Consider the following 12,963-nt stretch of genomic DNA (forward strand, 5'->3'; position numbering starts at 1 on the left):
GCGACCCGGCCGGTTGGTTACGCCCCGGTACAGCCGCTGTCGCCTGCGCGGTACAGCCGCCGCGGCCTGCGCGGTGCGGTGCGGTGCGGTCCGAAGAGCGGGGCCCGGCGCGATAGGGTTCCTGCACGCCCACAGCCGAGGGAACGACGAGCCAACGAGGGAGCGCCAGGTGTCCGGTGGAGAGGTCGCGGGCCTCGTCGTCGCCGTGTTCTGGGCGGTGCTGGTCACCCTGCTCGCCGTCGTCCTGATCCGGCTCGCGGGCGCGCTGCGCGAGGCCACGGCGCTGGTCGCCGCGGTCGCCGACCGTACCGTGCCGCTGCTCGACGAGGCCGCGGAGACCCTGCGCGCCGCCAACGACCAGCTGGTCCGGGTGGACGAGATCACCGCCAACGTCCAGGACGCCGCCGCCAACGCCAACGCGCTGTCCTCCACCATGGCCGCCACCCTCGGCGGCCCGCTGGTGAAGCTCTCCGCGTTCAGCTACGGCGTGCGCAGCGCCGTCGCCAAGCAGCGCTCGGCCGGGCACCCCGAGCGGCACGTCCCGCACCAGACCGAGCGCGAGCTGATCGCCCGCATGGTCAGGGCCGAGGTGCGGACCGCCACCGCGCGGCGCGGGGTCTTCGCACGACTGCTCAAGAAGGGCTGAGGACGATGCGCCGGATCTTCTGGATGGCAGTGGGCGCGGGCGCGACCGTGTGGACCTACCACAAGGCCCAGCAGGTCGCCCGCAGCATCACCCCCGGCAGCCTGGCCGACAGCGCCGCCCAGGGCGCGGTCGACCTCGGCGCGGCAGCACGCTCCTTCGCGGGCGAGGTGCGCGCCGGGATGCTGCAGCGCGAGCTGCAGCTCAACCGCCAGCTCGGCCTGGACGGCAGCGTGCTCGCCGCCGGATCCGAGGCGCAGGTGCTGCGCGGACAGGTGCGGAAACGGGTGGAGATCCAGCCCGCCGTGCCCTCTACTTCTACTGATATCACCCCGTACAACCGGAATGAGGACCTGTAATGGAGTCGGCTGAGATCCGCCGCCGCTGGCTGCGATTCTTCGAGGAGCGCGGCCACACCGTGGTCCCCTCGGCGTCGCTGATCGCAGACGACCCGACGCTGCTGCTGGTCCCGGCCGGCATGGTGCCGTTCAAGCCCTACTTCCTCGGCGAGGTCAAGCCGCCCTTCAAGCGCGCCACCAGCGTGCAGAAGTGCGTCCGCACCCCGGACATCGAGGAGGTCGGCAAGACCACCCGGCACGGCACCTTCTTCCAGATGTGCGGCAACTTCTCCTTCGGCGACTACTTCAAGGAGGGGGCGATCCGCTACGCGTGGGACATGCTCACCTCCCCGCTGGAGGCCGGCGGCTTCGGCCTGGAGCCCGAGAAGCTCTGGATCACCGTCTACCTGGACGACGACGAGGCCGAGTCGATCTGGCGCGAGCAGATCGGCGTCCCGGCCGAGCGGATCCAGCGCCTGGGCAAGAAGGACAACTTCTGGTCCATGGGCGTCCCCGGACCCTGCGGCCCCTGCTCCGAGATCAACTACGACCGCGGCCCCGAGTTCGGCGCCGAGGGCGGCCCGGCCGTCAACGACGAGCGCTATGTGGAGATCTGGAACCTGGTCTTCATGCAGTACGAGCGCGGCGCCGGCGACGGCAAGGACGACTTCCCGATCCTGGGCGACCTCCCGGCCCAGAACATCGACACCGGCCTCGGCCTGGAACGCCTCGCGATGATCCTGCAGGGCGTGCAGAACATGTACGAGACCGACACCCTGCGGGTCGTGATCGACAAGGCCACCGAGCTGAGCGGCGTCCAGTACGGCGCGGCCAAGGGCTCGGACGTGTCGCTGCGGGTCGTCGCCGACCACATGCGCACCTCGGTGATGCTGATCGGGGACGGGGTCACCCCCGGCAACGAGGGCCGCGGCTATGTGCTGCGCCGGATCATGCGCCGCGCCATCCGCAATATGCGGCTGCTCGGCGCCCCGGGCCTGGTGGTCGGCGAGCTGGTCGACACCGTCATCAGCACCATGGGGCAGCAGTACCCGGAGCTGGCGACCGACCGCAAGCGGATCGAGACCGTCGCCCTGGGCGAGGAGGCCAGCTTCAACCAGACCCTGAAGGCCGGCACCGCGATCCTGGAGACCGCGGTGGGCGACACCCGCGCGGGCGGCGGCACGGTCCTGGCCGGGGACAAGGCGTTCCAGCTGCACGACACCTACGGCTTCCCCTTCGACCTGACCCTGGAGATGGCCGCCGAGCAGGGCGTCTCGGTGGACGAGGACGGCTTCCGCCGCCTGATGAAGGAGCAGCGGGACCGGGCCAAGGCCGACGCCAAGGCCAAGAAGATGGGCCACGCCGACGTCTCCGCCTACCGCGAGGTCGCCGACCGCTCCGGCACCACCGACTTCACCGGCTACGCCTCCACCCTGGGCGAGGCCAGCGTGGTCGGCCTGCTGGTGGACGGCGTGCCGGCCCCGGCCGCGACCGAGGGCGACGAGGTCGAGGTCATCCTGGACCGCACCCCCTTCTACGCCGAGGGCGGCGGCCAGCTCGCCGACCACGGCCGGATCCGCTTCGACTCCGGCGCGGTGGTCGAGGTCCGCGACGTGCAGCAGCCGGTCAAGGGGCTGACCGTGCACAAGGGCAGCGTGCTGGTCGGCGAGATCACCCTCGGCGCCGCCGCGCACGCCCAGGTGGACGCCGACCGGCGCCGCGCGGTGTCGCGGGCCCACTCGGCCACCCACCTGACCCACCAGGCGCTGCGGGACGCGCTCGGCCCGACCGCCGCCCAGGCCGGTTCGGAGAACGCGCCCGGCCGCTTCCGCTTCGACTTCGGCTCGCCGACGGCCATCCCCGGCTCGGTGCTGACCGATGTCGAGCAGAAGATCAACGAGGTGCTGGCCCGCGAGCTGGACGTCACCGCCGAGGTGCTGACCATGGACGAGGCCCGCAAGCAGGGCGCCATCGCGATGTTCGGCGAGAAGTACGGCGACGCGGTGCGGGTGGTCACCATCGGTGACTACTCCAAGGAGCTGTGCGGCGGCACCCATGTCGCCAACACCGCCCAGCTGGGCCTGGTGAAGCTGCTCGGCGAGTCCTCGATCGGCGCCGGGGTGCGCCGGGTGGAGGCGCTGGTCGGCGTGGACGCCTACAAGTTCCTGGCGCGTGAGCACACCGTCGTGGCGCAGCTGACCGAGCTGGTCAAGGGCCGTCCCGAGGAGCTCCCGGAGAAGATCGCCGGAATGCTGGGCAAGCTCAAGGAGGCCGAGAAGGAGATCGACCGCTTCCGCGCCGAGAAGGTGCTGCAGGCCGCGGCCGGTCTGGCCGCACAGGCCGAGGACCTGGCCGGGACGGCGCTGGTCGCCGCCCGGGTGCCGGACGGCACCTCGGCCGACGACCTGCGCAAGCTGGTGCTGGACGTGCGGGCCAGGCTCGCCAACGGCGCCGGCGACCGCCCCGCGGTGGTCGCGGTGTTCAGCGTGGTGAACGGCCGTCCGCTGACCGTGATCGCCACCAATGAGGCGGCCCGCGGCCGCGGGATCAAGGCCGGCGCGCTGGTCCGGGTCGCTGCCAAGACCCTCGGCGGCGGCGGCGGTGGCAAGGACGACGTGGCCCAGGGCGGCGGCACCGACCCGGGCGCCGTGGACGAGGCCGTCGCCGCGGTGCGCCGTGAGGTCGGACAGGCATGAGCCGCGCTCCAGTCCAAGGGCCCGGCTTCCGGCGCGGGCGGCGGATCGGCGTGGACGTCGGCGACGCCAGGATCGGGGTGGCCTCCAGCGACCCGGACGGGATGCTGGCCACCCCGGTCGAGACCGTCCCGGCCGGTCGCCGCTCGCAGGCCCGGCTGGTCGAGCTGGTGGAGGAGTACCAGGCGGTCGAGGTGGTGGTCGGCCTGCCCCGTTCGCTGAACGGGGGCGAGGGCCCGGCCGCCGCCAAGGTCCGGCTGTACGCGGGCGAGCTGGCGGCCCGGCTGGCGGCCGGGCCGGCGCCGGTCCCGGTGCGGCTGGTGGACGAGCGGATGTCCACGGTCAGCGCGACCCAGGGGCTGCGGGCCTCCGGGGTGAAGGCCAAGAAGGGGCGCTCGGTGATCGACCAGGCCGCGGCCGTGGTGATCCTGCAGAGCGCGCTCGAGCGGGAGAAGTCGACCGGCTTCCCGGCAGGTCAGGCGGTCGAGGTGGTCGACCCTTCCACCATTGCGCCAGAAGGGTGACGTAGGTCATACCATCGGCGCGCTGCCGCGTCCCCGCCCGGGGAAAACGGATGATTTGTCCTATTGCGGCGCGTGGCCTGTGGTGCCTTAGGGTAACGTTCCGCATCACGGCGCGCCGATGGCACGCCGGTTCGATCGTCGGCGGGGAAGTCCCGTCCGGCCGGAGGGGATGCCGGTCGCCACGTCGTCCAAGGGGAAGCATGACCGACCAGGACCGGGGCTACGGAGCCGAGCCGCGGGGACAGGGCCGCCCTCAGCAGGGCAATCCCAGTCCCTACGCGGGATCCGTCGGATATCCGCAGCAGCAGCCGCCCCCCGGCTGGGGCGACCCGCAGGACCCGTACGGGACCGGACAGCATCCGGTGCAGCAGCCCGGCTATCCCCAGCAGCCGCAGCCCCAGCCCCAGCCTGGTTACCCGCAGCAGCCGCAGCCCCAGCCCGGCTACCCGCAGCATCCCCAGCAGCCCGGCTACCCCCAGCAGGGGTATCCGCAGCAGCCGCAGTACCCCCAGCCGCAGCAGCCCGGCTACCCGCAGCATCCCCAGCCCCAACAGCCCCAGCCCCAACAGCCCCAACAGCCCCAGCCCCAACAGCCCGCGCCCGCCCCGGTGCTGGGCCCAGACGGCATCGACTGGGAGGCCGAGGCCGCCGCGCTGGAGGCGCAGGAGCAGGACCCGTACCAGGAGCCGGTCGGCGAGACGCCGGTGTACCAGGAGCCGCAGCCGGCGGCGGACCACGGCGACGGCTATGCCGCCGACGAGGACGAGTACCAGCCCTTCCTCGCCGCCGAGGACGACAGCCGCTCCGGCGAGCGCCGCCGCAAGCAGCAGGGCCGCACCGAGCGCAAGCGCAGCGGCGGAGCCTGCCTCGGCATCGCCCTCCTGATGGCCGCGGTCCTGGCCGGCCTCGGCTACGTCGGCTACGGCGTGTACAAGACCCACTTCGGGCCGCCGCCGGACTACCAGGGCGCCGGTACCGGCTCGGTGTCGGTGATCATCAAGGACGGCGACGTCGGTTCGGACATCGGCAAGACGCTGCAGGCCGACGGCGTGGTCAAGAGCTCCGCCGCCTTCGTCAAGGCCTACAACGACAACTCCAAGGCGACCGGTATCCAGCCCGGGGCCTACAGCATGCCGACCAAGATGTCCGCGGCCAACGCGGTGGCCTTCCTGGTGAAGGCCAACGGCGGCGACGCGCTGATCGTCCCGGAGGGCCTGCAGGCCGCCAAGATCTACCCGCTGATCGACGCCAAGCTGGGCCTGCCCAAGGGCGCCGCCGCGGCCGCGGCCAAGGCCGACGTGGCCAAGCTGGGCCTGCCCGCCTTCGCCCACGGCAATATCGAGGGCTTCCTCTATCCGGCCCGCTACTCGGTGCCCAAGGGCATGACGGCGGACGACCTGCTGAAGGAGATGGTGGCCACCGCGACCGCCAAGTTCGACTCGCTCGGCATGGACTCCGGGGCGTCCGCGGTCAAGCTCAGTTCCGGCTACCAGGTGCTGATCGAGGCGAGCATCCTGCAGGCGGAGGGCAACAACTCGAAGGACTTCGGCCAGATCGCCCGGGTCCTCTACAACCGGCTGAACACCGACGACACCCAGGGCAAGCTGCAGCTCGACACCACGCTGCAGTACGCGCTGAAGAGCACCCACTTCACCAACGCCCAGAAGAACAACGACAGCGCGGGCGGCTACAACACCTATGTGAACAAGGGGCTGCCGCCCGGCCCGATCAGCAACCCCGGTGACGCGGCGATCCAGGCGGTGCTCAGTCCGACCCCCGGGAACTGGGCGTACTTCATCGCGCTGTCGCCCACCGACACCCGCTTCACCCAGACCTTCGACCAGTTCAAGGTCTATGTGAAGCAGTACTGCACCGCGCACCACCAGGGCTTCGACCCGGTCGCCGGAGCGTGCACCTGATGCGCGCGGCGGTCCTGGGCTCGCCCATCGCCCACTCGCTCTCCCCGGTGCTGCACCGGTCGGCGTACGCGGCGCTGGGGCTGACCGAGTGGCGCTACGACAGGTTCGAGGTGGCCGAGTCCGGGATGGCCGGCTTCCTCAAGGAGCTGGACGTCCCGGGCGAGGGCTGGGCCGGGCTCTCGCTGACCATGCCGCTGAAGCGGGTGGTGATCCCGCTGCTGGACCAGGTCAGCGACACCGCCCTGGCGGTGGACGCGGTCAACACCGTGCTGTTCCACCCGGACGGCCGCAGGACCGGCGCGAACACCGACGTCCCCGGGCTGGTCGCCGCGCTGCGCGAGCGCGGGGTGGACACGGTGGACAGCGCCGCGGTGCTGGGCGCCGGCGCCACCGCCTCCTCGGCGCTGGCCGCGCTGGGGCAGGTCTGCACCGGGGAGATCACCGCCTATGTCCGCAGCCCGGAGCGGGCCGCGCAGATGCGCGACCTGGGCGAGCGGATCGGCGTCAAGGTGGCCACCGCCCCCTGGGAGCGCGCGGCCGAGGCCTTCCGCACCCCGCTGACCGTCTCCACCACCACGGTCGGGGCCACCGACCACCTGGCGGACGCGGTGCCGCAGTCGCCGGGGGCGCTGTTCGACGTGCTCTACCACCCCTGGCCGACCGTGCTCGCCGCCGCCTGGGCCCGGCGCGGCGGCACCGTGCTGGGCGGGCTCGACCTGCTGGTGCACCAGGCGCTGCTGCAGTGCCAGCTGTTCACCGGCATCACCCCGGGCCCGCTGGCCGCCATGCGCGCCGCGGGCGAGGCGGCCCTGGCGGGCTGATCCGAACTGCCCCGGCGGGCGTCCGTCCCGTGGACCGGTTCCCAACTCCGGTGCCCGGCGTGGGAGGATCAAGGCGACCTACGTCCGGAATCTTGAGGAGCACCGTTGGGTACCTTGCGCTGGTTGACGGCGGGGGAGTCGCACGGCCCCGCACTCGTGGCGACGCTGGAGGGCCTCCCGGCCGGCGTCCCGATCACCTCCGCAGCGGTCGCGGAGGCGCTGGCGCGTCGTCGGCTCGGCTACGGCCGGGGTGCCCGGATGAAGTTCGAGCAGGACCAGGTCACCTTCCTCGGCGGGGTCCGGCACGGCCTGACCATGGGCAGCCCGGTCGCGATCATGGTCGGCAACACCGAGTGGCCCAAGTGGGAGCAGGTGATGTCGGCCGACCCGGTCGACCCGGAGATCCTGGCCGGCCTCGGCCGCAACGAGGCCCTCACCCGGCCCCGCCCCGGCCACGCCGACCTGGCCGGGATGCAGAAGTACTCGCTGGACGAGGCCCGGCCGATCCTGGAGCGCGCCAGCGCCCGGGAGACCGCGGCCCGGGTCGCCCTCGGCGCCGTCGCCCGCTCCTACCTCAAGGAGACCTGCGGCATCGAGCTGGTCTCCCATGTGGTCGAGCTGGGCGGCGCCAAGGCCCCGGCCGGGGTGATCCCGGTCCCCGCCGACGAGGCCCGGCTCGACGAGGACCCGGTGCGCTGCCTGGACGCCGACGCCGCGAAGCGGATGGTCGCCGAGATCGACCAGGCCCACAAGGACGGCGACACCCTGGGCGGCGTGGTCGAGGTGCTCGCCTACGGCGTCCCGGTCGGCCTCGGCTCGCACGTGCACTGGGACCGCCGGCTTGACGCCCGCCTCGCCGCGGCGCTGATGGGCATCCAGGCGATCAAGGGCGTCGAGGTCGGCGACGGCTTCGAGCTGGCCCGGGTCCCCGGCTCGCAGGCCCACGACGAGATCGTCCCCGGTGAGAACGGCGTGCGCCGCACCTCCGGGCGCTCCGGCGGCACCGAGGGCGGCCTCTCCACCGGTGAGCTGCTCCGGGTCCGGGCCGCGATGAAGCCCATCGCCACCGTCCCGCGCGCCCTGGCCACCATCGACGTGCGGACCGGGGAGGTCGCCAAGGCGCACCACCAGCGCTCCGACGTCTGCGCCGTCCCGGCGGCCGGGATCGTCGCCGAGGCGATGGTCGCGCTGGTGCTGGCCGACGCGGTCTGCGAGAAGTTCGGCGGCGACAACGTCAGCGAGACCCGGCGCAACGTCCAGGGCTACCTCGACCACCTGGTGGTCCGGTGAGCCCGGCCAGGACCGGCCCGCTGGTGGTGCTGGTCGGCCCGCCCGGCTGCGGCAAGTCCACCGTCGGCGCGGTGCTGGCGGCCCGGCTCGGGGTGGGGCTCCGCGACACCGACAGTGACATCGTCGCCCTCTCCGGCAAGCCGATCGCCGACATCTTCGTCGACGAGGGCGAGACCCACTTCCGCGAGCTGGAGGCGGAGGCGGTCCGCGCCGCCCTGCGCGAGCACGAGGGGGTGCTGTCGCTCGGCGGCGGCGCGGTGCTGCGCGAGCAGACCCGGGCCCTGCTGGCCGGCCACGCCGTGGTGTTCCTTGAGGTCACCCTGCACGACGCGGTGAAGCGGGTCGGCCTGGACGCCCCGCGTCCGCTGCTGATCGGCAACCCCCGGGCCCGCTGGCGCGAGCTGATGGCGCAGCGCCGTCCCCTGTACACCGAGGTCGCCCGCGCCGTGGTCGGCACCGACGGGCTGACGCCCGATCAGGTCGCCGAGGCCGTCCTCAACGCCCTTGAGCTGGAGAAGGCATGACGGAGAATCACCGCACCACGAGGATCCGGGTCGGCGGTACAGCAGGCACCGCTCCCTACGACGTGCTGCTGGGCCACCAGCTGCTCGGCGAGCTGCCCGCGCTGATCGGCACCTCCGCGCAGCGGGTGGCGGTGATCCACCCCGAGGCGCTGGCCGCGACCGGCGAGGCGATCACCGACGACCTCAAGGCGCAGGGCTACCAGGCCATCGCGCTGCAGGTGCCCAACGCCGAGGAGGCCAAGACCGCGACGGTGGCCGCCTACTGCTGGTCCGTGCTGGCGCAGACCGGCTTCACCCGCACCGATGTGATCGTCGCGGTCGGCGGCGGCGCGACCACCGACCTGGCCGGCTTCGTGGCCGCGTCCTGGCTGCGCGGCAATCCGCTGGATCGCCATGCCGACCACGCTGCTGGGCATGGTGGACGCGGCCGTCGGCGGCAAGACCGGCATCAACATCGCCGAGGGCAAGAACCTGGTCGGGGCCTTCCACCCGCCGGCCGGGGTGCTGGCCGACCTGGCCACCCTGGAGTCGCTGCCCCGGCACGACTACATCAGCGGCCTGGCCGAGGTGATCAAGACCGGCTTCATCGCCGACCCGGTGATCCTGGACCTGGTCGAGTCCGACCCGCAGGCCGCCACCAGCCCGACCGGCCCGCACACCGCCGAGCTGATCGAGCGCTCCATCAAGGTCAAGGCCGAGGTGGTCTCCGGCGACCTCAAGGAGTCCGGCCGCCGGGAGATCCTCAACTACGGCCACACCCTGGCCCATGCCATCGAGCGCAATGAGCGCTACAAGTGGCGGCACGGCGCCGCGGTCAGCGTGGGCATGGTCTTCGCCGCCGAACTCGGGCGGCTGGCCGGGCGGTTGGACGACGCCACGGCCGACCGGCACCGCGCGGTGCTGGCCTCGGTCGGACTGCCGCTGACCTACCAGGCCGAGGCCTGGCCCAAGCTGCTGGAAACGATGAAGCTGGACAAGAAGTCCCGCGCGGACATGCTGCGCTTCATCGTCCTGGACGGCCTGGCCAAGCCCACCGTGCTGGAGGCCCCCGACCCGACCCTGCTGGTCGCCGCCTACGTCGAGGTCGCCAGGGAGGCCGGCGAGTGAGCGAGCCGCAGCGGGTGCTGGTGCTGAACGGCCCCAACCTGGGCCGGCTGGGCAGCCGCGAGCCCGACGTCTACGGCTCCACCTCCTACGCCGGGCTGGTCGAGCGCTGCACCGCGCTCGGCAAGGAGCTGGGCCTGGCGGTCGAGGTCCGCGAGACCAACGACGAGGGGGAGATGATCCGCTGGCTGCACGAGGCCGCCGACGGAAAGCTGCCGGTGGTGATCAACCCCGGCGCGTTCACCCACTACTCGTACGGGATGCGGGACGCCGCCTCGCAGCGCACCGCGCCGCTGATCGAGGTGCACATCTCCAATCCGCACACCCGCGAGGAGTTCCGGCACACCTCGGTGATCTCCGCGGTCGCCTCCGGCACCATCGCCGGATTCGGCATCGGCTCCTACGAGTTGGCCCTGCGCGCGCTGGTCTGAGGGCGCCCGGCGCTGCGGCCGGGAACCCGGGGTAGGCGTTCTTCGTCGACAGGGCAGCGGCACGATATCGTCGGCCCAGGCAACAGGGTCGACGGAAGCAGGAGGTGGGCACGGTGAGCGAGGGCCACTACCAGGGCAGCCTGCCCGAGCCCACGCCGGGGCCGCCCCGGGCCACCCTGCAGCTGCGCGCCGTCCCGGAGAGCGCCGCCACCGGGCACTTCGCCATGCCCGACGCGCCGCCGCCGGGCATGGCGCAGCCGCACCCCCAGCCGCTGGGCCCGGTCGCGGTGCTGCTGATCGGCCCGGCCGGCGCGGGCAAGACCTCGGTCGCCCGCTACTGGGCCGACCACCGGGGCACCCCCACCGCGCACATCAGCCTGGACGACGTCCGCGAATGGGTCCGCGCCGGCTTCGCCAACCCCCAGTCGGGCTGGAACGAGCACTCCGAGGCGCAGTACCGGCTGGCCCGCCGGACCTGCGGCTTCGCGGCCAGGAACTACCTCGCCAACAGCATCTCCTGCATCATCGACGACGCCGTCTTCCCGGACCGCCCGGCGATCGGCCTCGGCGGCTGGAAGCGCCATGTCGGCCCCGCCCTGCTCCCGGTGGTGCTGCTGCCGGGCCTGGACGTGGTGCTGGCCCGCAACGCCGAGCGCTCCGGCGTCCGCCGCCTCGCCGACGAGGAGGTGGCCCGGATCCACGGCCGGATGGCCGGCTGGTACGGCTCCGGGCTGACCATCATCGACAACTCCCGACTGGACGTGCCCGGCACCGCAGCCGCGCTGGACCAGGTCGTCGCCCGCAGCCTGGCCCAGCCGCAGCCCTGGTAGCGACCTCTACTCCGTAGGAGCGTGCCGAGCGGCGGCTTCGGCCGGGCGTACCTACGCTCGGAGCATGGCCGAAGTCCACGCAGAACGCCGCGACCCGGCTCCGCGCGCGGTGCAGCGCCGCCGGTCTTGACGCCGCCCTGGTCACCCGCCCCGCCAACGTCCGCTGGCTGACCGGGGCGCCGGAGGCGCAGGCGCTGCTGCTGACCCGGGACGCCGCGCTGGTCGCGCCGCCGGTCCCGGTGCGCGCCGCGGACTCCGACGGCGGGCTCGACTGCGTCCCGGTCCCGGCCGGCGAGGACCCGGCGGTGGTGCTGGCCGAGGCGCCGGCCGCCCGCAGCACCGCCCGCGCCACTGGTCGCGTTCTCGGGGTGGAGGAGCACGACCTCACCGTCACCCGGCACCGGGCCGTCGCCGCGGCGGCCGGCGGCGGGCCGCTCCAGGATCTGGGCCCGGCGGTGGAGCAGCTGCGCACGGTCAAGGACGAGGGCGAGATCGGCTTTCTGCGGATCGCCGGGGAGATCGCCGACCAGGCGCTGGGCGAGCTGCTGGAGTCGATCATGGTCGGCCGCACCGAGCGGCACCTGGCGATGGAGCTGGAGCGCCGCATGATCGACCACGGCGCGGACGGCGCCGCCTTCCCGGCCCGGGTCGGCGCGGGCGACCACTCGGGCCTGGCCTGGCACGTCCCCGGCGACCGCAGGGTCGAGGACGGGGAGTTCCTCACGGTGGCCCTGGGCGCCTGCTACCGGGGCTACCGGACCGCGGTGACCCGTACCTTCGTGGTCGGCCTGAGCCCGGCCGACTGGCAGGCGGAGCTGCACCGCCGGGTCTTCGACGCGCAGCGGGCCGCCCGGGAGTCGCTGGCCGTCGGCAGCGGCTGCGACGAGGCCGACCGGGCCGCCCGGCGGGTCCTCGACGCGGCCGGAATCGACGGTCCGCAGGACCGGGAAACCGGGGCCGCGGAGGGGGTGGGAGGGGGCGTCGGGCTCGAGATCGGGGAGCAGCCGCATCTCGGTCCCCAGGAGTTGGGTAAGCTTGACAATCGTGTGCCGGTAACCGTCGGCGTCGGGGTGTACATCCCGGGCAGGGGCGGGGTCCGGATCGAGGACACGCTCGTCGTGCGACCGTCCGCGGACGGTGGCCCCGAGCTGCTCACCATCACCACCAAGGAGCTCCTCGCCCTGTGACCCCCCGGGGGTCCGCGGACACCGTTTTCTTGGTGCTGGGATCGATCCGTTCCTTGACAGACAGCGATATATCACAGGAGTTAGTGCGACCGTGGCTTCCACCAACGACCTCAAGAACGGCATGGTGCTCAAGCTCGACAATGGCCAGCTCTGGTCCGTCGTCGAGTTCCAGCACGTCAAGCCCGGCAAGGGCCCGGCCTTCGTGCGTACCAAGCTGAAGCACGTGCTGTCCGGCAAGGTCGTCGACAAGACCTTCAACGCCGGCGTGAAGGTCGAGACGGCCAGCGTCGACAAGCGCGGGATGCAGTTCTCGTACAAGGACGGTGAGGACTTCGTCTTCATGGACCTGGACACCTACGAGCAGATCAACATCACCCGTACGGTGCTCGGCGACAACGCCAACTACCTGCTCGAGGGCTTCGAGGCCACCGTCGCGATGTACGAGGGCTCGCCGCTGTACGTCGAGCTGCCGACCTCGGTCGAGCTGGTCATCGAGTACACCGAGCCCGGCGTCCAGGGCGACCGCTCCACCGGCGGCACCAAGCCCGCCCGCCTGGAGACCGGCCACGAGATCGGCGTCCCGCTGTTCATCACCACCGGTGAGAAGATCAAGGTCGACACCCGCACCGGCGACTACCTCGGCCGGGTGAACAGCTAAC

Annotated in this window: 11 protein-coding genes and 2 pseudogenes; all 13 read left to right on the forward strand. The window is 72.7% G+C overall.

Going from position 1 to position 12,963, the window contains the following annotated elements; all coding sequences use genetic code 11:
• Window positions 1-169: 169 nt before the first annotated feature.
• The 13 genes and pseudogenes from ACXKR8_RS41845 (at window position 170) to efp (ending at window position 12,962) form a co-directional block, all read left to right on the forward strand.
• The gene (locus ACXKR8_RS41845) at window positions 170-646 is read left to right on the forward strand and encodes a DUF948 domain-containing protein (RefSeq protein WP_458269737.1); all 477 of its coding nucleotides are present in this window, start codon (window positions 170-172) and stop codon (window positions 644-646) included.
• Window positions 647-651: 5 nt separating this feature from the next.
• A complete protein-coding gene (locus tag ACXKR8_RS41850) occupies window positions 652-1,002 on the forward strand; it encodes a DUF6167 family protein (protein WP_458269738.1) in 351 nt (116 codons plus the stop codon).
• Window positions 1,002-3,677 (forward strand): alanine--tRNA ligase, encoded by a 2,676-nt coding sequence (gene alaS / locus ACXKR8_RS41855; protein ID WP_458269739.1) that lies wholly within the window; start codon window positions 1,002-1,004, stop codon window positions 3,675-3,677. The genes ACXKR8_RS41850 and alaS overlap by 1 nt, the downstream gene beginning before the upstream one ends.
• Window positions 3,674-4,198: a Holliday junction resolvase RuvX gene (gene ruvX / locus ACXKR8_RS41860; protein WP_458269740.1), complete on the forward strand. Its 525-nt coding sequence runs from the start codon at window positions 3,674-3,676 to the stop codon at window positions 4,196-4,198. The genes alaS and ruvX overlap by 4 nt, the downstream gene beginning before the upstream one ends.
• 200 nt (window positions 4,199-4,398) lie before the next feature.
• Window positions 4,399-6,117 carry an endolytic transglycosylase MltG gene (mltG, locus tag ACXKR8_RS41865; protein WP_458269741.1) on the forward strand — a complete coding sequence of 573 codons (1,719 nt, stop codon included), beginning with the start codon at window positions 4,399-4,401 and terminating at the stop codon, window positions 6,115-6,117.
• Window positions 6,117-6,938 (forward strand): shikimate dehydrogenase, encoded by an 822-nt coding sequence (locus ACXKR8_RS41870; RefSeq protein ID WP_458269742.1) that lies wholly within the window; start codon window positions 6,117-6,119, stop codon window positions 6,936-6,938. Before mltG ends, ACXKR8_RS41870 begins: the two co-directional genes overlap by 1 nt.
• A 105-nt stretch (window positions 6,939-7,043) precedes the next feature.
• Complete coding sequence (gene aroC, locus ACXKR8_RS41875; RefSeq protein ID WP_458269743.1) at window positions 7,044-8,228, forward strand: chorismate synthase; 1,185 nt, start codon at window positions 7,044-7,046, stop codon at window positions 8,226-8,228.
• Entirely contained in the window at window positions 8,225-8,752 is a 528-nt protein-coding gene (locus tag ACXKR8_RS41880; RefSeq protein ID WP_458269744.1) for a shikimate kinase, read from the forward strand. The genes aroC and ACXKR8_RS41880 overlap by 4 nt, the downstream gene beginning before the upstream one ends.
• Window positions 8,749-9,859 (forward strand): annotated as a pseudogene (gene aroB, locus ACXKR8_RS41885) (3-dehydroquinate synthase). The gene ACXKR8_RS41880 and the pseudogene aroB overlap by 4 nt, the downstream one beginning before the upstream one ends.
• Window positions 9,856-10,287 (forward strand): type II 3-dehydroquinate dehydratase, encoded by a 432-nt coding sequence (gene aroQ, locus ACXKR8_RS41890; protein ID WP_458269746.1) that lies wholly within the window; start codon window positions 9,856-9,858, stop codon window positions 10,285-10,287. The pseudogene aroB and the gene aroQ overlap by 4 nt, the downstream one beginning before the upstream one ends.
• A gap of 113 nt (window positions 10,288-10,400) precedes the next feature.
• Window positions 10,401-11,117, forward strand: coding sequence for an AAA family ATPase (locus ACXKR8_RS41895; protein WP_458269747.1), 717 nt, complete (start codon window positions 10,401-10,403; stop codon window positions 11,115-11,117).
• Between the two features lie 64 nt (window positions 11,118-11,181).
• Window positions 11,182-12,304, forward strand: a pseudogene (locus tag ACXKR8_RS41900) (M24 family metallopeptidase).
• Window positions 12,305-12,395: 91 nt separating this feature from the next.
• Window positions 12,396-12,962 carry an elongation factor P gene (gene efp, locus ACXKR8_RS41905; protein ID WP_458269749.1) on the forward strand — a complete coding sequence of 189 codons (567 nt, stop codon included), beginning with the start codon at window positions 12,396-12,398 and terminating at the stop codon, window positions 12,960-12,962.
• Window position 12,963 lies beyond the last annotated feature (1 nt).

Source organism: Streptacidiphilus sp. PAMC 29251, from assembly GCF_054208735.2.